The following is a 26,318-nucleotide window of genomic DNA, read 5'->3' on the forward strand; positions in this document are numbered from 1 at the left end:
GTACAAAGGGAATGTTACTGCAATTTACTTAAAATATTGCGATTTTATGCAATCTCCTGTTATGCTTGACTGAATTCGGCGGCCAGTGCGGCATAATCTTTCGCCCCGTTGGAGGAGCTATCATAATCCAGCACGCTCTTACCGAAAGAGGGTGCTTCGGCCAGTTTCACATTCAGTCTGATCTGACTGTCAAAAATCTTCTCTTTCACGTTCTCCTGCAGATAGGCTAGTACTTCCTGACTCAGCTTGCGTCGCACATCAAACATGACAACTACGATTCCCTTAATTTTAAGTTTCGGATTAAAGGCCTTTTTTACTTTCGCGATCGTTTGCATGATCTGATCCAGGCCCTGCAGGGTAAGTACCTCCATCTGCAAAGGTATAAGTACCTCATGCGCCGCTGTCAGCGCATTAAGGGTAAGCACCGAAAGTGAGGGTGGACAGTCAATCAACACATAATCAAAGCCTTTGACCTGCTGTAGCATGGTTTTCAGGAACTGCTCCCGGTCCGGCTGCGACACGAGCGATATCTCCACGTCGACTAATTCGTTGGAACCCGGAGCCACCCACAGGCCGTCTTTTTCGACCATTATATCTTTTATGTTTTGTGTCCCTAAAAAGGCTTCGGCTAACGTCTGGTCAGGCGAGGAAACAGCGAGGCTATACGATAAGTTACTTTGTGGGTCGAGATCAACCAGTAGGACTTTGTGCCCCTGTTTGCTTAAGGCGCTGCCCAGGTTGATGGTGGTAGTCGTCTTGCCTGTGCCGCCTTTTTGATTAATAACGGCTACTATTTTGGTTTTCATCCAGCTTTATGATGATCAAGTATAGGTGCAAAAAGATAAGAGTGTTTAAAGCTATTAAAAAAAATTGACAAATAATGCCAGTTGGGCCGGTACTGAGCCTAAGGTTGTGTAAACTCCGCCTCCAGTTTACCATTTGTAACATGCAGCTCCTGCCAGGTGTTGAGCTCCAGCTTAATAGCATAAGCCCCTGCAGGGTCAAGGTACCCCACGTGTTGACCAGTCAGGGTGCGCGACAGACTTGTTATACCTGGGTTGTGCCCCACCAGCAGCACCCGCGTCAGATGGTCAGGAAGCTTAGCCAGTATGTTGACGAGCACACTTTCACGGGCATTGTAAAAGTCAGGCTCGTATTCGATGCGATCTTCATCAAAATAAAGTTTTTCAGCTACTAACCTGGCGGTTAGGCCAGCTCGGGGGGCTGGACTGCTCAGAATGGCATCGACCTTCTGGAACGTATCCCGGAGCCATTTGCCGGTTATACGCGCCTGGTGTTGCCCATTTTTAGTAAGTTCCCGTTCAAAGTCAGGCTGGAGCGGGAAAGGATCATTTGGCTCAGCGTGCCGGCAAATGACTAACAATCGTTGCATATAAAAATAAAAGTGGTCCGTATAGATAGTTTAAGCTAAGAAAACAGCCTTTTCATAAAGACAATGTTGGCATGTTAAACCTATGTTATCAATTTCAGGTTGTATATGTTTGAAAAAAAATTTGAACTTTGGGCAAAATTCAAACGAATTGCCCCTAATTATAAAGGATGATAAAAAATTTAGTCATAGTCGAGTCACCGGCCAAGGCCAAAACGATTGAAGGATACCTGGGAAAAGATTTTGTGGTGAAATCGAGTTTCGGCCATGTGCGGGACCTGCCTAAAGACAACAACGCCATCGATATCAAAAATAAGTTTAAACCGACTTATGTAATCTCGAGCGACAAAAAGGAAATAGTATCGCAATTAAAGAAACTGGCAAAGGAAGCTGAAACAGTGTGGCTTGCATCGGACGACGACCGCGAAGGAGAAGCCATTTCGTGGCACCTGACCGAAGCCCTCGACCTGAACGTAGCCAAAACTCGCCGCATCGTTTTCCGGGAGATTACCAAAAACGCTATCCTGAATGCCATCAGCTCACCCCGTGGCATCGACATGGACCTGGTGAACGCGCAGCAAGCCCGTCGTGTGCTCGACCGCCTGGTGGGTTTTGAACTCTCGCCGGTGCTCTGGAAGAAGATCAAAACCGGTCTTTCCGCCGGACGTGTGCAGTCAGTGGCTGTGCGTCTGGTGGTGGAACGCGAGCGTGAGATCGAGAAATTCAACGCCGAGCCGACTTTCCGGATTACAGCCCAGTTTGATGTACAGGGCAAGACCCTGGAAGCCGAACTGCCTACAAAATTTAAGACGGAAGAAGAAGCGCAGGCATTTTTGCAGCGTTGCATCGGAGCAAGCTATACCATTGGCAACCTCGAGACCAAACCGCTCAAGCGTAGTCCCGCTCCTCCGTTCACCACCTCTACCCTACAGCAGGAGGCCAGCCGCAAGTTGTACTTCTCTGTAGCCCAGACCATGACGGTGGCGCAGCGCTTGTACGAAGCCGGTAAGATCTCATACATGCGTACGGACTCCCTGAACCTTTCCGAGGAAGCAATACAGGGTGCCTCCAACGCAATACGCAATTCTTTCGGGGAGAAGTTTGTGAAGACCCGCCGCTTTAAAACCAAATCATCGGGAGCACAGGAAGCGCACGAGGCCATTCGCCCGACCGACTTCTCGCAACTGACTGCCAGCAGCGACCGCAACGAACAGCGCCTGTATGAGCTGATCTGGAAACGCGCGATTGCCTCCCAGATGGCGGATGCTGAAATAGAGAAAACTACTGCAACAATTGATATATCGACGCAGCCAGAAAAACTGGTGGCTACCGGTGAAGTGATCAAGTTTGAAGGATTCCTGAAGGTATACATCGAATCGAGGGATGATGAAGAAGGCGGTGACGAGGATGTGAAAGGCATGTTGCCGCCGCTGAGCATTGGTCAGACGCTTGGCTTGCGCCAGATGCAGGCGACACAGCGCTACTCCCGCCCTGCCCCAAGGTATACCGAGGCAAGCCTGGTGAAGAAACTGGAAGAAATGGGCATCGGCAGACCATCTACCTACGCCCCTACCATTTCGACGATCCAGAAGCGTGGGTACGTTGAGAAAGACAGCCGCGAAGGCAAAGAGCGTAAATTCAATGTGTTGACCCTGAAAAGCGACCAGATCACAGCCCAGACCAAAACCGAGATCACGGGTGCGGAGAAAAACAAACTCTTCCCGACGGATACGGCTATGGTGGTGAACGATTTCCTGGTAGAGCACTTCCCGAATGTGATCGACTACTCGTTCACGGCCCGCGTAGAGGCTGAGTTCGATGAGATCGCACAGGGGCAGCAGGAATGGGAACAAATGATGGAGAAATTCTATGGGAAATTCCATGAACGTATCGAAAGCAGCGAGAATATCAACCGTGCCGACGTTTCCGGGGCACGTGAGATAGGTATCGACCCTGTATCAGGCCAGCAGATCATCGCGAAGCTGGGTCGTTTTGGGCCTTATGTGCAGTTAGGTGAGGAAAACCCTGAAACCGGTGAGAAGCCTGTTTATGCCAGTTTGCGCAAAGGCCAGTTCCTCGAAAGTCTGACACTGGAGGATGCACTGGATCTGTTTAAACTGCCTCGCATTGTGGGTATGTATGAAGAAAAGGAAATGAAGGCTGCCATCGGGCGCTTCGGACCTTACATCAGCCATGCCAGCAAGTTTTATTCCCTACCCAAAACGATGGACCCGATGACGGTAACGGCTGAGGAGGCGATTGCTCTGATCGAAGCCAAACGTAAGGCAGATGCAGAAAAGCTGATCAAATCTTTTCCGGAGAATCCGGATGTGCAGGTGCTCAACGGCAGATATGGTCCTTATATCGTAGTGGGTAAGAAAAACGTGAAAATCCCGAAAGGCAAAGAACCGGCTGAGCTGACCCTGCAGGAATGTCTGGATTTGGCAGAACAAACCCCGGAAAAGAAAGGCCGCGGCGGATTCAAGAAAAAAACCGAAAACGCCACAGCCGAGAAGAAGCCAGCTACAAAGAAGGCCGCTGCCAAAAAGCCAGCAGCCAAGAAACCGGCAGCAAAAAAAGCAGCCGCACCTAAAAAGAAATAACCTGAAAGAAGCCGCTCCAAACCGAGCGGCTTCTTTTTGTTAATTCCGCAGGTATAGGTATAGGTATAGGTATAGGTATAGGTATAGGTATAGGTATAGGTATAGGTATAGGTATAAGCTCCGTTCATGACGGGAAGCGGATTAAACCTGATTGTATCATAACTAGTTAAAAAGAACAAATCAATCAACTCCAGATGGCGAAGAAAAAACTCGCGGTGCTCTCAGGGGCAGGTATAAGTGCAGAAAGTGGCATTGCCACCTTCCGCGACGCAAACGGCCTTTGGGAGGGCCACGATGTGATGGAGGTCGCCTCTCCGCAGGGATGGCGCAAAAACCCGGAACTCGTGCTGGACTTTTACAACCAGCGCCGGAAAAATGCGCACAGCGTGCAGCCTAATGCCGGTCACAAAGCTTTGGCTGAGTTGGAGCAGGACTTTGATGTCAAGATCATCACGCAAAACGTTGACGACCTGCACGAGCGGGCGGGCTCTTCCGATGTCACCCACCTGCACGGGAAACTATTTGAAAGCCGCAGTACGCTTGATCCAAGATTAATATACCCGATAAAAGGCTGGCAACTAAACCTGGGAGATAAATGCGAACGTGGGTCACAGCTGAGACCCAACATTGTCTGGTTTGGAGAGCCCGTACCCATGATGGAGAAGGCGATGGAGGAGACCATGCGTGCTGACATTTTTCTGGTAGTAGGAACCTCACTGGTTGTATACCCCGCTGCCGGACTGGTGGACCTGGTGCCTGACGAAGCACCAGTTCTGGTTGTGGACCCAAACCTCCCCTATGTACGCCCGCGGCCTAATCTGCACCTGTTCGAAGAGAAGGCCAGCACAGGTATGGACAAAGTTAAAACACTACTTCTGGAAAGGTATCTGTAAGGCTATACCTCCTAACTGAAGTCTGTTGGTACAAAGCCAATTCAAACTCATTACTTCCTTTTATATCGTGACTGAACGGCCTGCGCTCAGCCAAAGAACCTTTTTGCGCCGCCAGTATCCTATCCAGCGTGTATCGGAGTATTCCCAGAAAATATTTTTGAAGGGTGGTTAAACCTTTACGGCTGCCACCTGCTCTAAGAGGTTCAGGAAAGGCAAGGAAGCACTTTTCTGAAGGCTCAGTATTACCCCGATTAAAGCGATACATTAAAGTCCAAAACTACTACACTACTACTTAGAATGAGGAAGTTATTCTCTCTGCTGATCATGCTGATCGGCTTTTCACAAGTTTACGCACAGACCGTATCCGGCACAGTGCAGAGCGCTACAGACAAAAGCGGTTTGCCGGGCGCCAGCGTGGTAATGAAACGTGCCGCCAGCGAGGCGATTCTAACCACCTCGACCGATGTGCAAGGTGCCTTCCGCTTTGAGCGGGTGCCTTCCGGAAATTATACCCTGGAAGTCCGTTACCTGGGTTACGACCTGCTTTCCAGACCTGTTCAGGTAGCGCAGGCGCCTGTTAACCTGGGCGAATTGAGCATGCAGGAGCATAACACCCGTCTGGGTGAAGTGCAAATTATCGGTCGCGCGCCACTCGGTGAGCAAAAGGGTGACACTTCACAGTTTAACGCCAAAGCTTTTAAAACAGCTCCGGATGCAAGCGCGGAAGATCTGGTAACTAAAATGCCAGGCGTGCAGATACAGGACGGCCGTATTCAGGCGCAGGGCGAGGAAGTGCGCCAAGTCATGATCGACGGCAAACGCTATACCGGCGAAGACGTGACTTCTGCCATGCGCAATATCTCTTCTGATATGATTGAGAATGTGCAGGTATTTGACGCGCAAAGCGATCAGGCTGCGTTCAGCGGCTTTGAAGATGGCAACCGTCTGAAGACCATTAACTTCATTACCCGCAAAGACCGTCGCCAGGGCTATACCGGCAAGATCTCAGCGGGTTACGGCACGGACGAGCGCTACATGGCAGGTGCAGCCATCAATTACTTTAACAACGATCGCCGCATCACGATAACAGGCCTGACCAACAACATCAACATGTTCGACTTCTCAATCGGCGAAACACCGGGCGGCGGCATGCGCGGCCGTAGAGGCGGCTGGGGCGGCGGCACCCCGACAGGTATTATCAACACGAACAACTTCGGTGTGAACTACCAGGACAAGTGGGGTAAAAAGATGGATGTGAGCGCCAACTACAACTATACCAACCGCGACATCGTCAACGATCAGTACCGTTTCCGCGACTTCGTATCAGACGAAGCAGGGCTGCAGTACACAGAAGATTCGAACAACAGAGACCGTGAGGACGGGCACCGTCTGAACATGCGACTGCAATACAACATCAACGAAAACAACCGCCTGCTCGTAACGCCAAGCCTCCGACTCCAGAACGACGAGAGCTTCACAGGAAGAAACGCCCAAACCTTTGACTTAAACGGGACGCTGTCAGAGTCTCTTAACCGAGCCAGCTCAGACAATACCACATTTAGTTTCAACAACAACATCCTGTACTCCAAACGCTTCGGTGATTCTGGTCGCATTTTGACGACGAACTTCAACACTAGCATCAACAATGTAGAGGGTGATGGTTTCCAGTATGAGCAAACTCAAAACTTTGAGAACCCTGACTACAACGTATTGCGCGACCAGTTCATCCGCCTGGACCGTAAGAACTTCAGCTGGTCAGGAAGCACCAACTACTCGCAGCGCTTGGGTGAGAAATCACGCTGGCAGTTGGAGTACAGCATCGGCAACCAGATACGCGACTCGGACCGCAGAACCTACGACTATGTAGAGACCGCCGGTGAATATGCAAATTTTAACATGCCGCTGAGCAGCTCATTCAAGAGCGACTACCTCTCGCAAAGCGTGGGTCCAAGCTACCAGTACCGTAACGACAAAGCCAGATTGCAGTTGAACGCCCGTTACGAGTACGCCACACTCGACACAGACAGCCAGTTCCCGGTTGACCTGAGCCCGCTGAAGCGTACCTTCAGTAACTTCCTGCCGTCTGCAGAATATGAGTTCAAGTTTTCTCAATCACAGAACCTGACGCTCAACCTGAGAACCAACACCAACGCTCCTTCTGTGGAGCAGTTGCAGGAAGTACTCGATATCTCTAACCCGCTGCAGGCTCGTATTGGTAACGCAGATCTGGAGCAGGATTACCAGACCCGTTTTAACGCGCGCTACCGTAACTTCAATGCCGAAACCAACCGCGTGTTCTTTATTGGTATGTTCGGTACCATGACCAACAACTACGTGGCCAACAGTGTATACACAACCAGTGCACCGGAAGGTATAGCCGAAGGATATGAGTTCCGTCCGGGGGCCCGCCTGAGCCGCCCTGAGAACATGGACGGTTACTACAACGTGCGCTCATTTTTCAACTACGGACAGCCGCTTAACTTCATCAGCTCGAACTTCAACGTGAACGGTTCGGTGGGGTATTCCAGAATACCAGGAAAGATCGATGGAGAGGTGAACTACGCTAACAACACCAACCTTGGTGCCGGCTTCAACATCAGCAGCAATATCAGCGAGAAAATAGACTTTACAGTGTCTACTTTCTCCAGCTACAACATCGTGAATAACACACTTCGCACGACACAAAATAACAACTTCTTCAACCAGAACACGAGTGTTCGCTACAACTGGATCCTTTGGAAAGACCTGGTATACCGCACGGAACTGAACCACCAGTATAATTCTGGTCTGTCTGCCGGCGTGGACAACAGCTTCCTGCTTTGGAATATGAGCCTGGGCAAGAAGATCTTCAAGGACAAGCAAGGCGAGATTAGCCTGAGCGTGAATGACCTGATGAACCAGAACGTGAGCATTCGCCGCAACATCACAGAATCTTATGTGGAAGACGTGCAGTCGACTGTGTTGCAGCGCTTCTTCATGCTGACGTTCTCTTACAACATCCGCAGCTTTAAAGGAGCTCCTGCCCCTGAGGAGAACATGCAGCGCGGCCCGGGAATGCACCGTGGTCGTCCGGGTATGTAATAATTGAAATAATTTCTATATCAAAAAAGGCCTGCAAGACTTGCAGGCCTTTTTGGTTTTGGGTAGGTATAGGTATAGGTATAGCTTATGCCTGTTCCGGCAGCTGCCCCCAGATGATGTCACTATACCATAGCCAGCCTTCTCTTATTTGCAATGGAGAGTCGATGTTGTTGTGGTATAACTGTCCCGTGCCAAGCCCTTGCGGCATGTGAATGTCATAATTAGCCGTGAATTGGCTGATCGCGTTTAGCCCGATATTCGATTCAAGTGCCGACGTCATCCACCAGCCGATGTTGCGTTGCTCCACCAGCTTAATCCAGTCCGCACTCGCTTGAAGTCCTCCTACCAGTGTGGGTTTTAGGATGATGTATTGCGGCTTTATAAAATCTAACACCTCCACCTGCTGCGTCGCTTCCTGCACCCCAATCAGTTCTTCGTCCAGGGCAATAGGTATAGGCGTATAGGCACATAGCTGTTGCATCTGCTCAGGTTGTCCTTGCCGGATGGGTTGTTCAATGGAATGCAGGCTATACCTTGCCAGGCGTTCCAGTTTGCGTAAAGCTTCATCGGGAGCGAAGGCTCCGTTGGCGTCTACCCGGATGGTCAGGTCTTCCGGCCCGGCCACTTCCCGGATCTGTTGCAATAGTTCGAGCTCAGTAGCAAAGTCCAGGCTGCCAATTTTCAACTTCAGACAGGTATAGCCCTCCGCTAGTTTCTTCCTGATTTGCTCCTGCATAAAGTCCTTCTCTCCCATCCAGATCAAGCCGTTGATCGGTACACCTGCCTTCCCCTGACTGAAGTCGTTTTCGTAAAGTATTTTTCTACCTCCCCGCTGCATGTCCAGCAGCGCCGTCTCAAGTGCAAACCGGATAGCGGGCCAGTCGCGCAGATCCTCAGACTTTAGCAACAGTAAAAGATTGTCTGGTGTAAAATGCTTCTCATTTACTTTTTTTTCCAACTGCCCGAGTTTCGCTTCCAGATCAGGTCTAGCATCGATGCTCAGGCCCGGAAGAGGCGCACACTCCCCTATACCTGTTATCTCCTGATCATCAGAATCGCAAAGCTGAAGGTAGTATACCTGGTGCGTGCGCATGGCCCCGCGCGAAGTGCGGGCATCGAATTTGAACTGAAGCTGATGAGGCGTAACGGACAATTGTAAAGGCATGATGGCGTAAAATTAGGCTTTCCAAATTCGGCTTATCGAAAACAAAGTACGTAGAAAAAGAGTTAACACGACAGTCACAAGCACATTAAAGCCTCAAATAACACCTGCTTCTCTACCACTTTGCCAACCAGCGCATCCCCATGACAACGATAACTGCCTCCATCAGCCAGACCATACTTGAGCGATTTTACCGGATTCGGGCTCAGACTGAAAAAATCTGTTCGCCGCTGGAGCCCGAAGATACGGTGGTGCAGCCGATGATCGATGTGAGCCCTCCAAAATGGCACATGGCGCATACGACCTGGTTTTTTGAACAATTTGTGCTCGGGCCATACCTGAAAAAGTACCGGGTGTTTCATCCCAGTTATGCCTTTCTGTTCAACTCTTACTACAATACGGTAGGTAACCGCGTACAGCGTGCAGAACGAAGCACCCTCACCCGACCTCCCCTCCGGGATATTTACGCCTACCGCCGTCATGTGAACGAAAACATGGGTGAGTTACTGCAAACCGTGAGCGATGATCAACTGGAAGAGCTGTTGCCCGTGCTGGAGCTTGGTTTGCAGCATGAACAGCAACACCAGGAACTACTCATTACAGATATCAAATACATCCTGAGCACCAATCCGCTTTTACCGGCCTATACCAAAACAAGTAAATCACGGAAAACTGAAGATCCAGGGAAACCTGAATTCCTGGATGTACCCGGCGGCATTTACCGCATCGGTTTTAAGGAAGAAGGATTTTGTTTCGACAACGAGCTCGGTGTGCACGACGTGCTACTTTCCGACTGCAGTATCATGAACCGCCTTGTGACAACCGCTGAATACCTGGCGTTTATGCAGGACGGCGGGTATAGCGATTTTCGGTTCTGGCTGGACGAAGGCCTGGCTATGGTAAGAAAAGACAATCTGAAAGCTCCCTTGTACTGGCTGGAGCAGGACGGTGAATGGTTCCAGTATACATTACATGGACTCGAAAAACTGGATCTTCACAAACCGGTCAGTCACATCAGCTTTTATGAAGCACAGGCCTTTGCCGCCTGGTCAGGCAAGCGGCTCCTGACCGAGTTTGAGTGGGAAGCCGCTACACAGGTATACCCGCCCGTTTCAGGCAACTTTCAGGAATCAGGATTGTTTGAACCCAGAGCAACTGTGCAAAGCAAAGGTATGAAGCAGCTCTACGGCGATGCTTGGGAATGGACCTACAGCGCTTATCACCCTTATCCCGGCTTTACAACTGCTGCCGGAGCGCTGGGCGAGTACAATGGGAAGTTCATGATCAATCAGATGGTGTTGCGTGGCGGTTCCTGCGCTACTCCCGAAAACCACATCAGAACCACCTACCGCAATTTCTTTCATCCTGACAAACGCTGGCAGTTCACCGGAATTCGACTGGCACAATAAAACTATGCTATTACAAACAACGCCTAATACACTGATTGACCTCTCTCGCAAAACCGATGGTAGCCAGGATCGTGCTGCTTTTGCCAAAGATGTGGCAGATGGCCTGAGCCAGACCCCGAAGCAATTATCATCCCGCTACTTCTATGATGCTACCGGAAGCAGGCTTTTCCAGCAGATCATGGCCTTGCCGGAGTACTACCTGACGCGCGCCGAGTATAGCCTGATGCAGCAGCACCGATCGGCTATGGTCAGTGCCTTTGCAGCCAGTGGTTTCTTTCATCTGGTCGATCTGGGTGCCGGAGATGCCCTGAAAACGAAACTGCTACTATCCGAATTGGTAAAGCAGGAAAAACCCTTCAATTACGTCCCTGTGGACATTTCGGGTTCAGCGATGCAGGAACTGAGCAAAGATCTGCAGCAATCTCATCCGGATCTGCACGTACAGGCGGTCGTGGCGGAGTATATCACGGGTCTGCAGTGGCTCCAACAACATCTGCCTGAAAGAAAAGTAGTGTTGTTTCTGGGTTCGAACATAGGCAATTTTGAGTCTGAAGAGGGCCTGGACTTTCTCTGCCAAATCAGGCAGCACCTGCAGCCGGGCGACCTGTTTCTGCTGGGGGTGGACTTAGCCAAAGATCCGGCTACCATTCTGGCTGCCTACAACGACGCAAGCGGTGTAACGGCTGCCTTTAACCTGAACTTGCTGGAGCGCATCAACCGGGAACTGGGGGGCAACTTCAACCTGGATGCATTCAAGCACTTTGCGCTATACGATCCGCAATTGGGCGTGATGAAGAGCTTTCTGGTCAGCCAGCGCGAGCAGGAGGTATACCTGGAAGCTACACAAACGCGTTATACCTTTGCTGCCTGGGAGGCGATCCATACGGAGAGCTCGCACAAATATACTCTGCAACAGGCCACCGAAATGGGCCGCTCAGCTGGCTTTGAATTCGTCACGTCCTACCTCGACGAAGAGGGCGGCTTTGCGGATATGCTTTTTAAAGCCATCTAACCTGCTTGGATCAACCTAATCGGCCTCCTATGAATACGAAAAAGATCATTTTAACTGCTGCCCTGGTGCTGCTCCCGATCCCGGCGAAAGCCATTCTGGCAAAGCTACGTGGTATAAAAAAAGCCACTTGAGCAGATCGATATAACTGACTAATGCAACTGGAGTTGTGCTAGGGAAAGGAAAAAAGGCTAATTTTGCAGTCCTTTTTCCTTTCCCTTTATGATATCGTTAGAATACCGAGACCACTTCCGAAAGAATTTCCTGCTGGCATACCCTGTGGTGCTCAGTCAGTTGGGGCATATTATGGTGAGTGTGGTTGACAGTATGATGGTGGGTCAGATCGGTACTATACCTTTGGCCGCTGCTTCGCTGGGCAACAGTATCTTCACGATCACGATGGTGTTCGGGCTCGGAGTTTCGTACAGCATCACACCGCTTATCGCTGCAGCGGACGGCCGACGAAATTATACCCGCATCTCCCTGCTCTTGCTCAACGGTTTGTTTTCCAACCTGTTGCTTGGGGTCATTCTGTTCATTGCTGGGTACTTTCTCTCTCCTTACATCACCTGGCTCGACCAACCGGAAGAAGTAGTCAGGCAAGCTATACCTTACGTCAATATCCTGTTTCTGTCGATGGTGCCGCTGATGTTGTTTCAGGGCTTCCGGCAGTTTGCTGAGGGGCTTTCGCTCACCAAGCAGGCGATGTACATTTCCATCATTGCCAATGGACTTAACGTGGTGCTCAACTACATCCTAATCTACGGTAAACTTGGGTTTGAACCGATGGGACTGGTTGGTGCAGGTTGGGCTACGTTGATCTCGCGTGTCATCATGGCCCTGATGATGGGGGGCTATGTGCTTTACGGCAAGCGTTTTGCCGCCTTTCATCGCTTCCTTACCTTCCGGCATCTGTCTTTTGTGCACATGTACCACATCTTCCGACTGGGATTGCCCATCTCCGGACAAATGGTATTTGAAATGGGTGCCTTCAGTTTCTCGGCCATCATGATCGGGTGGCTGGGAGCACGTGAACTGGCCGCACACCAGATCGCCATCAACGTGGCTTCGGTCACTTACATGATGGCCAGTGGCATTGCGGCGGCGGCTACCATTCGGGTGGGCAACCAGAAGGGCCTTGGTAACTTCAGAGCTATGCAGGTAGCCGGCAATAGCAGTTTTATGATGGGTGTGCTTTTCATGATTCTGAGCGGACTGCTTATGATTGCCGGGAAAAATTTTATACCTTCCCTATACCTGGACGATCCGATGGTGATCGAGCTGGCCTCTACCCTCCTCATTATTGCCGCCCTGTTCCAGATCTCGGATGGTGTGCAGGTGGTGGGACTTGGTGCATTGCGAGGCCTTGAAGATGTGCGTATACCTGGACTTATCTCCCTGATTGCCTACTGGGTGATTGGCCTGCCGGTAGGGTACATACTCTGCTTTAAGCTGGGCTTCGGGGTGCACGGTGTCTGGACTGGCCTGCTAGTCGGTTTGTCAGTAGCCGCAATATTGCTATTCTGGCGCTTTAAAATGCTAAGCAGCAGGCTTAGTAAATAAAATAATGCAATAGTGGCACCTATTTAAAGGTGACGCTGTTGCCCCGATAGAGACTTTTTAAACTTTTAGCCGATGTTTATCATTACTCTACTCCTTAGCCTACTGGTGGGCTTGCTATTGCCATATCCCACCCCAGCCGGTTCGCCGGCGACCGTTATTCATGTTCCGAACTCAGCCAGTCACACCGTTTCTAATACGGAACAACTGGCCTGGTCTGCTGAGCGAAAATTGAACTGGGAAGACTTCAGAGGGATACCTGAATCGACTAACCCGCACCATGCCCTCACGGCTGCCAACCTGGCCGTGGACGCTCGCTGCAAAGACAATAAGTTTTACTACGAGGTGAAGTGCGTGTTTCTTCCGGGAGAGTCCTGGTCGAAGAACAAGAAGTCGGAGAAGCTACTGGCACACGAGCAACTGCATTTTGACCTCACGGAGGTGCATGCCCGTATGCTGCGCCGGGAATTGAAGGAACTTGGAATGTCTTGCGGCAACCTGAAGACAAACCTTAACAACACGGTCGGTAACGCATTTAAAGCCTGGAAAGCTGAGCAGGATCAATTCGATAAATTGTCCCGACATGGACTGGATGCACAGGCTCAGCAAGATTGGGATGAGCGGATAACACAACGCCTGCAAGAGTTAGACTCCTGGAAATAAGACAAAAATCAAAAGCCCTGCTTTACGACATCGCAAAGCAGGGCTTTTGATTTTTAAGTTTTTAAGTAGGTTATTCTTCAACCGGACCCAGGTCTTTGGAAGCCGGACCCGTAATTACCTTTCCGAAAGGATCAAAACGGGAGCCGTGGCAAGGACAGTCCCAGGAGCTTTCCACTTCGTTCCAGTGCACCACGCAGCCCATGTGCGTACACACCGCCGAACATTGGTGCCGCACACCATCTTGGTCGCAGTAAACTGCTACTTTGCTCATGCCTTTGCGCATGATTTTGCCCGTTCCCGGCATCACCTCCATAGGATCTTTCACCTCACCGGGTGTTACGAAATCCTTGAACTGAGCGGCCACGTTGATGTTCTCCTTCAAGAACTCACCTACCGATTGAGTGTTCTTACGGCTCGGATCATAGAGCTTTTCCCACGGATTTGGCCTTCCCTGTATCAGATCGGTAATCAACATACCGGCAATAGTGCTGTTTGTCATGCCATGGCCCGAATCACCGGTAGCGATATATACATTTTCGGAATCACCCGGAGTACGTCCTATGAAACCAAGGCCGTCGACAGGTTCCAGCACCTGGCCTGACCAGCGGTAGACCACTTCTTTCGCCATAGGGAAATGCTTGCGCGTCCAGCGCTCAAGGGCCTCGAACCGCTCGCTCAGGTGATCACCCTGTCCTGTCTTGTGGTCCTCCCCTCCCACAATAAGCAGGTCGAGGTCCTCTGCATTCTTACCGCCTGTTTTACCTTTCATCAAACGCACATAATGATAAGGATCTTCCATGTCCCAGTAAAGCGCATCCGGCACTTCGCCCTGCCGTACCGCAAGCCCGATGGCGTAGGTGCGGTAAGGGGCCTGTTTCGTGTGCATCGTTACCATGTCATTGATCGGCGTGTTCGTTGTCACCACCAAATGGTTGGCTGCTACTGCATGGCCTTCTTTTGAAACAGCCGATACAACCGGGCCGGTCTCAAAACGCTCAACCTTGGTTTTAGTGAAGATACGGCCACCTGCTTTGATAAAGGCGTTAGCCAGAGCAGAAAGGTATTTCAAAACGTGAAAGTGCGCCTGGTTGGGGTATTGCAGACAAGGGAACTCCGTCTGCGTACTCAGCGGGCTGCGTTTGCGAAGCACCACATCCAGCCAACCGATTTTCTGCAGCGCCTCTAATTCCTTCATCAGGTCATCTTGTTGCTTGTTGTCCGTGGCGAACAGATAGCCGTCTACACGGGCAAAATCGCAGTCAATTTTTTCATCCTTTATGATCTCTTCGATCTTGTCGATTGCCTTTCCATGGCTTTGGGCAGCCAGGCGCGCGCCATCCTCCCCGTGCAGGCGAATCAGTTCGTCGAAACGCTCATCCAGCGCATTGGACAAATGGGCTGTCGTGCGGCTTGTTTCGCCACCGCCTATTTCTTTGGCCTCCAGCAACACAACGTCGCGCCCTTCTTTTGCCAACAGGTAGGCCGTTGTAACTCCTGCTATACCTGCCCCAACAATGCAGACATCACATCGGATATTGTCCTGTAGGGGACTGGTCACAGGCATCGATATATTCTCCACCCACACGGGTAAACTTGCTCCGGATTCTCTTTTCATAGTTTATAGGTTTTGCAATAGCTTAGACAGACTTACACTTTCTGCATTTTTAACAGTAAGAAAGTCAGTTGCCTAGGATACGCGGGTATAAGCCTAATGTTACCCAAGAGGCCAACGGTAGGGCTTTCCGTTCCTTATTTTAAAGCAGAATCCTTAACTTGGAAGTAAAAAACAGACATAACAATGCATACACCCGCAGAAGCCATGCCGACCATATCATGGCAACATTTTGAACAGACAGATATACGAGTAGGCACCATCGTGGAAGCCACAGAATTTCCGGAAGCGCGCAGACCAGCTTATAAACTGCTCATCGACCTGGGTCCACTGGGTTTGAAAAGATCCAGCGCGCAGATAACGAAGCACTATACCTTGGAAGACCTACCCGGAAAGCAGGTGCTGTGTGTGACCAATCTGGGCAAAAAACAAATAGGGAAATACATGTCGGAGGTGCTGGTGACAGGTTTTGCTGACGAGAACGGAGATATTGTGCTGGCGCAACCGGCCGGCCCCGTGCCGAATGGCAGCAAGCTGATTTAGGCTAATAAGCTTGCTGCATACCTTCCAGTATAGGCACCGGCGGTTGTCTTGGAGCTACGCCTGTCGTATCGGTGGCACGCAGTTTGGCCTCGCGAACGCTCAACGTATCCAGAATAATCTCATAGAGTTTGTCCATCTGTGTAAGGTTGCTCAGGTAGTAGCGGTAGGTCTTGCGAAAGTCTTCCTGCGTAACCCCATGATCCGCCAGGATCTGCTGCTGCTCTTTGTTGAAGACCATCAGCGCTGTATCCGGGTACATCACGTGCGTTTCGATGCGCGATTCAGCGATATGCACATCCGCCAGAATCTGCACCATCTTTTGTTCTGGCAATAAGTCAGCAGGTCGCTTTTCAGGACTTTGGCCGCAGCCGGCCAGCACGGCAAAGGAAAGTAGGTATAAAATTCGTTTCACGAATGTAATATTACGGGAATATGTCCTAATTTTAAAATCTGAGGCAAAGCCCCTACCCTATGAAGGAACTTGTTCAAAAGCTGCGCAAGTACGAGATACGCATTCGCAAAGCCATCAACACCCAGATGCAGGGCGACTTCCACTCCGTTTTTAAAGGTACGGGGCTGGAATTTGATGACGTGCGCGCCTACCAGTACGGCGACGACGTGCGCTCAATCGACTGGCACGTATCCGCCAAAGGACAGGGTACCTTCGTGAAAACCTACCGGGAGGAAAAAGAGCAGTCCGTATTTCTGATGCTGGATGTGAGCGCCTCACAAACTGTGGGAACGGGCCGCCAGCACAAACTGGATGTAGGCAAAGAGATATGCGGCGTACTCAGCCTCGCCGCCGCCCGGCAGCAAAGCCAGATCGGTATTATTTGTTTTAGTGATCAGAAAGAAAGATACATCAAACCTGCCAAAGGGATTGAGCAGGCCTATACCTTGATTAAGGCTTTGAAAGAACTGAAGCCTAAATCGGTGAAGACAAACCTCGCCGCCGGCATCAAACTGACGCTCGATATCGTCAAGCGCCGCAGCATTATCCTGCTGATTTCAGATTTCATTGATGTGAACTACGAAAGGGAGCTGGCTATGCTGGCCAAGCGCCATGACCTGATCGTGATTCAGCTGCTCGACCTGCGTGAGCGCAACATGCCTAGTCTGGGCATTGTGCCGGTGGTGGATAAAGAAACGGGGAAGACGATCTGGCTCAACACCTCAGGGGCAGAATTTAAGGAGCATTATTTCGCCCAGTATAAACAGAACCAGGACCGCGTGATCAGGATCTGCCAAAAATACCAGGCTAATTACCTGGCCATACAGGCCAATGAAGACTATGTCATGCAGTTGGTGAACCTGTTCCGACTCCGTAACCGAACGTCCAAGAAAAGTGCGTAAATCCCTGATTATATTCTTTTGCTTGATTTCCATTGGCACGCAGGCGCAGCTGCTGCTTCCTCCTGCTGGTGGCTTCAGCAAAGATTCGGTATATATCGGGGAACTTGTGCGCTATACCCTGGTGCACCGGCACCCTGCAGCCCAGGAAGTGATTCTTCCGGACTCCAGCTACAATTTCGCTCCCTTCGAATTGGTACGGCAGGAATACTACCCGACCGACACGCGCGCAGGTATCAGCACGGACAGTACCATCTATACCCTGCGGACCTTCGAGACAGCGCCTGTGCAGTCGCTCGAACTGCCGGCCATCGTGCTGCAGGGCAAGGATACGCTGCAGGTCGTGTCGCCAAGGCGGTCAGTGGTGTTGCGACAGCTGGTTCAAGACGTCTCTACTCCCCTTAAAATACACACTCAGACCACGTTGGCACAGGTGGAAGAACGATTCGACTGGCCCATCCTGCTACTCTGGATCGTCACCATAACCGCATTTATCACACTGGTATGGCTGGTGTTCGGGCAGACGATCAAGATCAAATACCAGCTTTACCGCCTTCGCAAAGACCACCTGTACTTCAACTCCAGGTATAATTCCCACGTCGACCGCTTCGTGAAAACAGGTGTGCCCACCAGTATGGAGAAAGCCGTGGCACTTTGGAAGAACTACCTGACCAAATTGGAGCGGAGCGCTATCAACTCTTTCACCACAAAAGAAATCGTGGAGTACTACAACGATGACGAACAGGTGAACGTGGCGCTGCGCCTGTGCGACAAAGCCATTTACGGCAACGTTACCGCTGAGCCGGATCAGGAAACAAACCAAGCCTTGAGTATGCTGCGCCGTTTTGCCCGCAGCCGCTATAAAACACATCGTGAAATAACCGGAAATGCAAGGAATAAGCAATGACATGCTAGACTGGCTGAGCCTGGAGTGGTTTAGCCTGAGCACAATGCGCTCCTTTGACTGGGTGTACCCGTTGGTGCTCTATGCCCTGCCGGCTGTGCCTCTCCTGTTTATGATCAAAGGCCTGCTCCGCCTGAAGTCGCGCAGCAAACTGGACATGGCCATGTTCGAGGGAACCGTTCACTGGCAATGGTCGAGTCTGCTTCGTTTTGTGCCAGAAGTAGTTTACATGCTGTTTGTGATGCTCGTGTTGCTGGCCTTGGCACGACCGCAGCGAATTAACGAGCAGGTAGAGCAAACGTCCGAAGGTATAGACATTGTGCTGGTCATGGACGTATCGGGCTCCATGGAACTGCAGGACATCAAACCGAGCCGCCTGGAAGCAGCCAAAGACGTTGCCATCAACTTCATAAACGGCCGTGTAGCCGATCGCATCGGATTGGTTGTTTTTGCCGGCGACGCCTACTCTCTTGCTCCGCTTACCACCGATTACGAACTGCTGCGCGAGAGCATCCGCTCCATCGAAAACGGGATGATCCCAAATGACGGAACGGCTATTGGTAGCGCCTTGGCCGTCGCCATCAACCGCATGCGCGACTCCAATGCGAAGAGTAAAGTAGCTATTCTGATCAGCGACGGTGAGAATACAGCCGGCAGCTTGGATCCGCACATGGCCGCCCGCCTGGCTTATGCGCACCAGATAAAGGTATACACGATCGGGATCGGCAAAGACGGTCTCGTGCCCTACGACGTGGATGCCAATGGCAAAACCTTGTTAGTCGAAACGCAGTTAGACGAAAAAAGCCTGCGTGACATATCCGAGACCGGTGAAGGGCAGTTTTTCAGGGCCGACTCACGTGACGGTTTGCAGGAGGTTTTCCAGAACATCAACCAGTACGAAAAAACCGAGGTTCGGGAAAAACGCTTCCGCGACACTTACGACTACTACCAGGTATACCTGAAGTGGGCCTTGCTGTTGCTGCTGGTTTGGATGCTGCTGAAAAACACCTTCATGACCAATGTGCTGGAAGATTAAGGAGTTAGAAAGATGAGGAATTAGAGAAAGCCTTTTTGCTATACCTGTAAGCTAGCTTTATTGATCAGGTATAGCGGCTAGCTTATACCTATACCCGTTTCTTAAGAGAGCGGAATTTATTTAGAACACACCACATAAAACTATGTCTGTAATTGCTGATAATATCCGTTTTTTTGATGAGAAGCTGCGCGACACTCCCTGCCGTCTGGTAGCTGTTTCCAAAACGCACTCTCCTGAAAAGATCATGGAAGCCTATGATGCCGGTCATCGTATTTTTGGAGAGAACAAAGTGCAGGAGTTGCTTGAGAAACGTGACAAGTTGCCCCACGACATCGCCTGGCACCTGATCGGGCACCTGCAGACCAATAAAGTAAAGCAGATCGCTCAGTTCATCGATACTATCCAATCGGTTGACAGTCTGAAACTGCTGGTGGAGATCAACAAAAGAGCCGAGCAGTTTAACCGGACTTTGCCCGTCAACTGCATGCTGCAATTTGATATTGCCGACGAGGATTCCAAGTATGGCATGAGCTATGACGAAGCCGTTGCCCTGCTGCAGAGTGACGAGTACCGCAACATGCACTTTATCCGTATGACGGGTGTAATGGGTATCGCCACCAACACCGATGAACAGGAAAAACTTCTGGGCGAATTTAGAACCCTGAGAGGCTATTTCGAAAAGCTGAAAGAGACATTCTTTGCCGGCAACGACGACTTCAAGGAAATCTCGATGGGCATGACTTCCGATTGGGAACTCGCTGTAACTGAAGGCAGTACCCTAATTCGCGTTGGCAGCGGCATATTTGGCGCTCGCAATTACAACAAATAATTATACCTTACACCATCCTTTCACACTAAATAAACCTGCACCATGCAAGAGAATACCAACGAGAACATAGAGGCTAATTACAGAAAATTCATCCAAAGCATCGTCGACTCCGAAAGCGTTTGGGGCCTGACACACGACGAAACCTGGGCTACTTCCAGTTCAGCTGAGTTTGAGGACGCCGAGGTGATCCTGTTCTGGTCAGACGCAGCAGGTGCCAAGGCTTGCGCGGAGGATGACTGGAAGGATTATAAGCCGGAGTCCATCACCTTGGTTGAGTTTTTGGAGAACTGGTGCGTGGGCATGTACGGTGACCAACTGCTGCTCGGTTCGGATTGGGATGCCAGCCTGGTAGGCCGCGAAATGGAGCCGCTTGTGGTGGCGCTTGACGTGGTGCACGAACTGAAGCAAAAGGGCAAGACCCTGGAATTCACGCAATACGATAGCCAGGACGAATTTGAAGAGCAGGTGATCGAAGCGCTGGAAGGCGAAGACGAATAAGCTGCAGCGGAAACGGGCAATGGGCAGGTATAAGAATTAACGATTTCTTAACGGGTATAAGGTATAGCCTTGCCTGCCGATTCGCCTACTTTGCTGTCAAAAGATTCGCATGCTCAAAAACCTGCTTTTTGCCCCTTTCCTATACCTGCTAAGCTCCTGCATCATGCCAGCACAACAAGGCGCTATACCTGACAGCACAGTCCGCCACCTGCCCGCTTTCGACCTGGAAGGTCACCGCGGCGCCCGCGGACTGATGCCTGAGAATACCATCCCGGCCATGATCCGGGCGCTGGAATTAGGTGTGACCACGCTGGAAATGGACACGCACATCACCAAAGACAAGCAGGTGGTGTTGTCCCATGACCCGTACATCAATCACGAGCACGACCTTCTGCCCGATGGCAGCGAAATACCGGCTGCTGACAAGCATAAGTATGTGCTCTACCAGATGGATTATGCAACCATCAGGACTTTCGATGCGGGCTCCAAATTCTATGATAAGTTTCCGCAGCAAGAGAAACTGCCTACACACAAACCCCTCCTCTCCGACCTGATCGACTCGGTACAGGTATACCTGCAGCAGAACGACCTTCCGCAGGTATATTACAACATCGAAACAAAATCGAAACCGAGTGGCGACGACAAGTTACACCCTTCTCCGGAAGAGTTTGTGAACCTGCTGATGGGCGTGATCGAGGCGAAAGGTATAGCCGAGTGGGTGATCATCCAATCGTTTGATGTGCGCACGCTGCAGGTCCTGCATAAACGATACCCGCATATGAAAACTTCCCTGCTGGTTGAAAACGTGAAAGGACTGAACAAGAACCTGGAGGCACTGGGCTTTATACCTGATATCTACAGCCCTTATTATAAACTGATTACTCCAAAGCTGATCAAAGATTGTCATGCACAAGGTATGAAGGTTGTTCCCTGGACCATCAACGAGTTGCTGGAGATGCAGCTGTTAAAAGAGATGGGCGTAGACGGCCTGATCTCTGATTACCCGAACTTGTACCGGGAATTATGAAATGGTGGATTTATGTCGGAAATTAGCGTCATAATAAACCAAACTATTCTCAACCCGTGACTCAAAAAGCCATACTCTTAATAGCCAGTGCCTTCGGAGCACTTAGTGTAATGATCGGTGCTTTCGGCGCTCATGCCCTGGCGCCTATGCTGCGTGCCACTAACCGTGTCGAGACCTTTGAAACGGCCGTGAAATACCAGATGTACCATACCCTGGCGCTGCTGGCGGTGGGGCTGCTGCTGTTTAAAGTAGAACATCCGGCCCTGCAGGTTGCCGCCTGGGCTTTCCTGATCGGCATCCTTATTTTCTCCGGCTCGCTCTATACCTTGGTACTGACAGGTGTGACCTGGCTGGGTGCCATCACGCCACTCGGTGGTACGGCCTTGATCGTGGGCTGGGCTGCTCTGTTCTATGCTATTTTGAAAGCGCTTTAAGGTATAGAAAATCAATAAAACAGAAAGGCTCCCGGCAAATAACCGGGAGCCTTTCTGTTTTATGAAGGTATAGCAACTTACTGCGCTTTAGCGGCAGAAGTTGTTTTCTCTTTGATATTGGTCACGATGTAAACGTAGGTTGGTTCGCCTGTATTAGAATGGATCGTAATGGCTTTCTTCTGCTGGCCCATACGTCCGGCGCTGTTATACTTTGCTTTTACGAAACCGGTCTTGCCCGGCATTACGGCTTCTTTGGTCCAGTCAGGAGACGTACAGCCGCAGGTTACGTCCACGCGGTCAATGATGAGCGGCTGAGTGCCTGTGTTTGTGAAAGTGAAGGTATGCTCCACCACATCGCCCTGCGTGATCTCACCGAAATTATGCTCGGTCGACTCAAAAGAGATGGCAGGACCTGATTTGGCTTGTGCCTGCGGAGCCGCGGATTGCTTTGCAGGGCCTTGCTGCGCTACGGCACCACCGGCTACCAGTGCTGCCATTGCAAAAGACAGGATTAACTTTTTCATACGTATAAAGGGTTTAGCTATTGCTGTTACGATTTGTCTGTTGTTAAGTTCTAACGTTTTGGCAGACCATCCAAATATATCAGTCAACCAATAGTTGCTTGCTAAAGTTCAGCAGGTATAGCTCTTCTGACGAACGGGTGAGCGCCGTATAAAGCCAGCGGGCAAATTCCTCGTTCACCATATCATCCTTCAAAAAACCCTGGTCCACAAACACGGCTTTCCACTGACCACCCTGCGCTTTATGGCAGGTTAGGGCATAGGCAAACTTTACCTGCAATGCGTTCAGGTAAGGGTTCTGCTTCATTTCTTTGGAGCGCTCCCGCTTGTTTTTGATGTCCGCGTAATCCTGCAGCACCGCATCATACAGTTTCTTATTCTGGTCAGCGGGTAAGGCTGGCGCATCGGTGTACAAAGTATCAAGCATGATCTTCACTTCCAGCTCTTCTTCCTCCGGATAGTCTACAAAACGCACCCGCACATCGGCAAAGCGGAGGTCGTACATGTCCTCATACCGGATGATCTTGGTGATCTCGACAAAGTCGCCGTTGGCCATAAAGCCGATGTTAGACTCTTTTGGCAGCCAGAAATAGTTGTTGCGCACGATCATCAGGTAATCCCCCACCCCAATCTCGTCCTCCGAGAAAAAGATTTGGCGACGGATGTGCTGGTTGTACAGGTTGGCTGATTTGTTAGAGCGGCAGATCACGATGGAGTTCTCGACCCCGAACTTATCATACGCGTAGCGTAGGCCGTCCTCGAGCTTTTCGCCTGTCATGCGGTAAATGTCGCGCCAGCCTTTGGTATGCAGTTTTATCTCAGGCTTGTCGCTTAGCAGTTGGTCACGCAGCTGCGTAGCATTCATCAATATTCCCGAGGCCTCCGCCTGTCGCATGACCTGGCGCAGTTCCAGCTCGTGTACCTGGCAACGGAAGTTCTGCTTTAGGTAATCGCCATTAAGTGCCGGGCTCAGCGCCTGGTTAACCGGGGGCAACTGGGCCGTATCACCTATCAGCAGCAGTTTGTTACTCTTGTTCTCAAACACGTAGCCCATCAGGTCCCGCAGCAAACCATTCTGCCCAAAGCCACTGTCATCTGAGATCATGGAGGACTCATCCACGATGTAAAAAGTCTTGTCCGCTTTGTTGGGCATACGGGTGAAGGCCAGTCCTTCGGAATAAGGATTAGCCGTTTGCCGGTAGATCTTTTTGTGAATGGTAAACGCCTTGCGGCCGCTGTACGAGGCCATCACTTTGGCAGCACGGCCTGTCGGGGCCAGCAGCACATACTTATACCCGAAGGTGCGGAGAATTTTCACCAGCGAGGTAACGACCGTGGTCTTGCCTGTACCGGCATAGCCTTTCAGCAGGAACACCGATTTCTCGGCTTCGGTGTCCATTATAAATTCGTCAAGCCTGGCAAAAAGCCGTGCCTGGTCCTGGGTAGGCTCAAACGGAAAACTTGTTCTAAGTGCCTCTACTGGACGCATGAGTTAAATTATTGAGTGAATTAGTGATTGAGTTGATGAATGAGATTGGCTGGTTTGAAATTTTAAATTTGGTGACTCACAGAGGATATCCTCGTGTAGATTAATTTTTGAATGTGAATAATATTCAGCCTCGCTCCTTCTGCTCAAGCAACCTACTATCTGGTCAACCCTTAAACTTTCAAACGCTTTAACCCCTCAACTCCTCGGGTGCGATGTTAGCCATAGAGGCGCTGGCTTTGGCGATCAGGAGCGGTTCCTGGCCTCCTTTTACTACGTATACCTCGGCCTCGCAGAAATTAAGTTTACGCCCCTGCTTCAGCACGTAGCCTTTAGCGAGTAGCTTCTCGCCCACACCTGGGTGGAAATAGGATACCTTGATTTCGGCTGTGACCACATGGTGGCCCTTCGGAACCAGGCTAACGGCAGCAAAGCCCGCCACAATATCGGCCAGCGTCGCGATAACGCCGCCGTGCGCGAAGCCTTTGTGCTGCTTGTGCTTCTGCTCCAACAGCATTTCGCCCTCTACCCTGCCCACTTCTATTTTGGTTACTTCAAAGCCCATGAGCTTCATAAACTCCTGGCGCTCCAGTTTTTCTTTTATATCTGCCCGAAATTCGGGGTTATAGGTCTGAATCATTTTGTAAATTTACCACCTATACCCCGCTATCGCAAACATGAACACACTAAACCCCAATGCCGCCGCCTATGCCGGTAAAGTAAGGCTGCGCGTGTGCGGCATTTGCCTGCAGGACGATAAACTCTTGCTCGTGCGCCACCAGCCAACGCTCAACAATGCCTCTTTCTGGGCGTCGCCCGGTGGCGGACTGCAGTATGGTGAAACCGTTGAAGCCTGTTTGGTGCGGGAAGTGCTGGAAGAAACCGGCTTGCGGACGAAGGTAAAGCGTTTCCTGTTTGTCAATGAATTTCTGGAGGAGCCGCTTCAGGCCGTTGAGCTTTTTTTTGAGCTGGAGCTAACCGGCGGCCAGCTGATGACAGGTATAGATCCAGAAGCGCGTGCCGATCAGCAGCTGATCGAAGAGGTTGCTTTTCTGAGTCTGAACGAAATCCGGCAGATTCCTTTGGCAGACAAACACCGTATACTCCATTACCTATTCTCGCTGGACGATCTGTTCGGATTGCCACATCACTTTATGCAGAAATGATCATTTTACTATATTTTTAGTATACTTGCATAGCACAATATAGCATTACCTGGAGCTCCTATACCTTGAATACCATCAACACGCACTTTCGGCTGTCTTACCAACTACAGGACGAAGCTTTTCAGCTTTCGCAGGCGGGCAATTGCAACCTGTACATTGCTATCAGTTCCAAAGCCATGCGTCTGGCTGTAGCGGATGTGGAGCGCAACAAGTTTGTGGCGCTAGAAGATTATGAATTGATCACAGTTTTTACACCGCTCCAGATTGCCGAACAACTGCGCCTGATCGCTGACCAAAGCCCCATCCTGCAGGAGCAGCGCTGGCTGGACATTCGCATCAGCGTCGGCAACCAGTTCTTCACACTCGTGCCGGAAACCCTCTTTGACCCGGCCCACCAGGAAGATTACCTGCGTCTGCACAGCACCCTCGACCCACAGCACCACGTCATCCTTCACAATCGCACGTTCGGCCTGGAGGCGGTAAATATCTTTGCAATCGATGGTGTACTCTACCGCATGGTTCAGAGCCTGTTCCCGGAACGTAATGTCCGGTTCACGCACCAGACCAGCACCCTGATCAAAAGCCTGCTGCACCAGACGGACCGTAAGGCTGGCCGAACCATGCACTTGTATGTGGAGCGGAATTATGTGACAGTGCTGGTCATAGACGAAAATGGCTTGCAGTTCTGCAATGTGTTCCATTACCTGAGCCCGGAGGACTTCATCTACTTTGTTGTTTTTGTGATGCAGGAGCAGAAGATGAATCCCGAGCAGGAAACCATCACTGTCTGGGGCGACATCACCCCAGACTCTAGCCTCTTCAACATGCTCAAAAAGTATATCAGGCAGGTAAAATTAGGCAAGCGGCCTACCGACGTAGGCTACAGCTACAAGTTCGACGACCTGTTTGATCATCGCTACTTTGAGCTCTTTAGCTTACATTTCTGCGAGTGAGTGAGTTAGTGAATGAGTGATTGATGATTGTTATATTGCTAAATGGTTAAATTGGTAAACGATCTCCATATCATTCCGAAAATTAGATGCTTCCTTCACTACGCGAGCTTTTTAACACCGAAACCCAGGTAGCTTCAAGATATAACCACTAACTATTAACAATTCAACCTTCAGCCAATTCACTCAATC

General features: G+C 50.6%; 25 protein-coding genes. 17 read left to right on the forward strand and 8 right to left on the reverse strand.

The features are described 5' to 3' along the window. Positions 1-59: 59 nt before the first annotated feature. Positions 60-806, reverse strand: coding sequence for a ParA family protein (locus tag AC4QZR_RS04860; RefSeq protein WP_494479880.1), 747 nt, complete (start codon positions 804-806; stop codon positions 60-62). Positions 807-904: 98 nt separating this feature from the next. Then, positions 905-1,393 carry a SixA phosphatase family protein gene (locus AC4QZR_RS04865; RefSeq protein ID WP_494479881.1) on the reverse strand — a complete coding sequence of 163 codons (489 nt, stop codon included), beginning with the start codon at positions 1,391-1,393 and terminating at the stop codon, positions 905-907. 167 nt (positions 1,394-1,560) lie between these two features. Between AC4QZR_RS04865 and topA the strand changes: the two genes are divergently transcribed. The 3 genes from topA to AC4QZR_RS04880 all read left to right on the forward strand — a co-directional run bounded on the left by topA (position 1,561) and on the right by AC4QZR_RS04880 (position 7,967). Then, positions 1,561-3,993 (forward strand): type I DNA topoisomerase, encoded by a 2,433-nt coding sequence (topA, locus tag AC4QZR_RS04870; protein WP_494479882.1) that lies wholly within the window; start codon positions 1,561-1,563, stop codon positions 3,991-3,993. Between the two features lie 194 nt (positions 3,994-4,187). Next, on the forward strand, positions 4,188-4,886 hold the full coding sequence (locus AC4QZR_RS04875) for an SIR2 family NAD-dependent protein deacylase (RefSeq protein ID WP_494479883.1): 699 nt from the start codon (positions 4,188-4,190) through the stop codon (positions 4,884-4,886). A 297-nt stretch (positions 4,887-5,183) separates the two neighbouring features. Beyond that, entirely contained in the window at positions 5,184-7,967 is a 2,784-nt protein-coding gene (locus tag AC4QZR_RS04880; protein ID WP_494479884.1) for an outer membrane beta-barrel protein, read from the forward strand. Positions 7,968-8,052: 85 nt separating this feature from the next. On the opposite strand, the gene AC4QZR_RS04885 is transcribed toward AC4QZR_RS04880, so the two are convergent. Further along, positions 8,053-9,132: an o-succinylbenzoate synthase gene (locus tag AC4QZR_RS04885; RefSeq protein WP_494479885.1), complete on the reverse strand. Its 1,080-nt coding sequence runs from the start codon at positions 9,130-9,132 to the stop codon at positions 8,053-8,055. 140 nt (positions 9,133-9,272) lie between these two features. On the opposite strand from AC4QZR_RS04885, the gene egtB reads away from it, so the two are divergent. From egtB to AC4QZR_RS04905, 4 genes are all read left to right on the forward strand, one after another. Further along, positions 9,273-10,538 (forward strand): ergothioneine biosynthesis protein EgtB, encoded by a 1,266-nt coding sequence (gene egtB, locus AC4QZR_RS04890; protein WP_494479886.1) that lies wholly within the window; start codon positions 9,273-9,275, stop codon positions 10,536-10,538. Between the two features lie 4 nt (positions 10,539-10,542). Then, complete coding sequence (gene egtD / locus AC4QZR_RS04895; RefSeq protein ID WP_494479887.1) at positions 10,543-11,550, forward strand: L-histidine N(alpha)-methyltransferase; 1,008 nt, start codon at positions 10,543-10,545, stop codon at positions 11,548-11,550. A 219-nt stretch (positions 11,551-11,769) separates the two neighbouring features. Next, a complete protein-coding gene (locus AC4QZR_RS04900; protein WP_494479888.1) occupies positions 11,770-13,110 on the forward strand; it encodes an MATE family efflux transporter in 1,341 nt (446 codons plus the stop codon). Between the two features lie 72 nt (positions 13,111-13,182). Further along, the gene (locus tag AC4QZR_RS04905) at positions 13,183-13,770 is read left to right on the forward strand and encodes a DUF922 domain-containing protein (RefSeq protein WP_494479889.1); all 588 of its coding nucleotides are present in this window, start codon (positions 13,183-13,185) and stop codon (positions 13,768-13,770) included. Between the two features lie 70 nt (positions 13,771-13,840). On the opposite strand, the gene AC4QZR_RS04910 is transcribed toward AC4QZR_RS04905, so the two are convergent. After that, positions 13,841-15,385, reverse strand: a complete 1,545-nt coding sequence (locus AC4QZR_RS04910) for an FAD-dependent oxidoreductase (RefSeq protein ID WP_494479890.1) — start codon at positions 15,383-15,385, stop codon at positions 13,841-13,843. Positions 15,386-15,568: 183 nt separating this feature from the next. Here AC4QZR_RS04910 and AC4QZR_RS04915 point away from each other — a divergent pair, with 183 nt between their 5' ends. After that, positions 15,569-15,925, forward strand: coding sequence for a tRNA-binding protein (locus AC4QZR_RS04915; protein ID WP_494479891.1), 357 nt, complete (start codon positions 15,569-15,571; stop codon positions 15,923-15,925). Between the two features lies 1 nt (position 15,926). On the opposite strand, the gene AC4QZR_RS04920 is transcribed toward AC4QZR_RS04915, so the two are convergent. Continuing rightward, entirely contained in the window at positions 15,927-16,337 is a 411-nt protein-coding gene (locus AC4QZR_RS04920; protein WP_494479892.1) for a DUF4296 domain-containing protein, read from the reverse strand. Positions 16,338-16,396: 59 nt separating this feature from the next. On the opposite strand from AC4QZR_RS04920, the gene AC4QZR_RS04925 reads away from it, so the two are divergent. The 7 genes from AC4QZR_RS04925 to AC4QZR_RS04955 all read left to right on the forward strand — a co-directional run bounded on the left by AC4QZR_RS04925 (position 16,397) and on the right by AC4QZR_RS04955 (position 22,003). Then, positions 16,397-17,278 carry a DUF58 domain-containing protein gene (locus tag AC4QZR_RS04925; RefSeq protein ID WP_494479893.1) on the forward strand — a complete coding sequence of 294 codons (882 nt, stop codon included), beginning with the start codon at positions 16,397-16,399 and terminating at the stop codon, positions 17,276-17,278. After that, positions 17,271-18,182, forward strand: coding sequence for a hypothetical protein (locus AC4QZR_RS04930; protein WP_494479894.1), 912 nt, complete (start codon positions 17,271-17,273; stop codon positions 18,180-18,182). The genes AC4QZR_RS04925 and AC4QZR_RS04930 overlap by 8 nt, the downstream gene beginning before the upstream one ends. Then, positions 18,163-19,215 carry a vWA domain-containing protein gene (locus AC4QZR_RS04935; RefSeq protein ID WP_494479895.1) on the forward strand — a complete coding sequence of 351 codons (1,053 nt, stop codon included), beginning with the start codon at positions 18,163-18,165 and terminating at the stop codon, positions 19,213-19,215. Before AC4QZR_RS04930 ends, AC4QZR_RS04935 begins: the two co-directional genes overlap by 20 nt. Before the next feature lie 142 nt (positions 19,216-19,357). After that, entirely contained in the window at positions 19,358-20,044 is a 687-nt protein-coding gene (locus AC4QZR_RS04940) for a YggS family pyridoxal phosphate-dependent enzyme (protein WP_494479896.1), read from the forward strand. A gap of 42 nt (positions 20,045-20,086) precedes the next feature. Further along, the gene (locus tag AC4QZR_RS04945) at positions 20,087-20,542 is read left to right on the forward strand and encodes a DUF2750 domain-containing protein (RefSeq protein ID WP_494479897.1); all 456 of its coding nucleotides are present in this window, start codon (positions 20,087-20,089) and stop codon (positions 20,540-20,542) included. Between the two features lie 109 nt (positions 20,543-20,651). Further along, a complete protein-coding gene (locus AC4QZR_RS04950; protein ID WP_494479898.1) occupies positions 20,652-21,569 on the forward strand; it encodes a glycerophosphodiester phosphodiesterase in 918 nt (305 codons plus the stop codon). Positions 21,570-21,625: 56 nt separating this feature from the next. After that, the gene (locus tag AC4QZR_RS04955; protein ID WP_494479899.1) at positions 21,626-22,003 is read left to right on the forward strand and encodes a DUF423 domain-containing protein; all 378 of its coding nucleotides are present in this window, start codon (positions 21,626-21,628) and stop codon (positions 22,001-22,003) included. Positions 22,004-22,080: 77 nt separating this feature from the next. Here the strand turns inward: AC4QZR_RS04955 and AC4QZR_RS04960 are convergent, their stop codons facing one another. From AC4QZR_RS04960 to AC4QZR_RS04970, 3 genes are all read right to left on the reverse strand, one after another. Beyond that, entirely contained in the window at positions 22,081-22,527 is a 447-nt protein-coding gene (locus AC4QZR_RS04960) for a DUF1573 domain-containing protein (RefSeq protein WP_253404716.1), read from the reverse strand. Positions 22,528-22,606: 79 nt separating this feature from the next. Further along, complete coding sequence (locus AC4QZR_RS04965) at positions 22,607-24,013, reverse strand: ATP-dependent DNA helicase (protein WP_494479900.1); 1,407 nt, start codon at positions 24,011-24,013, stop codon at positions 22,607-22,609. Between the two features lie 187 nt (positions 24,014-24,200). Continuing rightward, positions 24,201-24,650: a PaaI family thioesterase gene (locus tag AC4QZR_RS04970; RefSeq protein WP_494479901.1), complete on the reverse strand. Its 450-nt coding sequence runs from the start codon at positions 24,648-24,650 to the stop codon at positions 24,201-24,203. A gap of 37 nt (positions 24,651-24,687) precedes the next feature. Between AC4QZR_RS04970 and AC4QZR_RS04975 the strand changes: the two genes are divergently transcribed. Continuing rightward, positions 24,688-25,176, forward strand: coding sequence for an NUDIX domain-containing protein (locus tag AC4QZR_RS04975; RefSeq protein ID WP_494479902.1), 489 nt, complete (start codon positions 24,688-24,690; stop codon positions 25,174-25,176). 65 nt (positions 25,177-25,241) lie between these two features. Next, a complete protein-coding gene (locus AC4QZR_RS04980) occupies positions 25,242-26,129 on the forward strand; it encodes a DUF3822 family protein (RefSeq protein WP_494479903.1) in 888 nt (295 codons plus the stop codon). The last annotated feature ends 189 nt before the right edge of the window (positions 26,130-26,318 follow it).

It is taken from the genome of Pontibacter sp. YIM B11418, assembly GCF_059278805.1.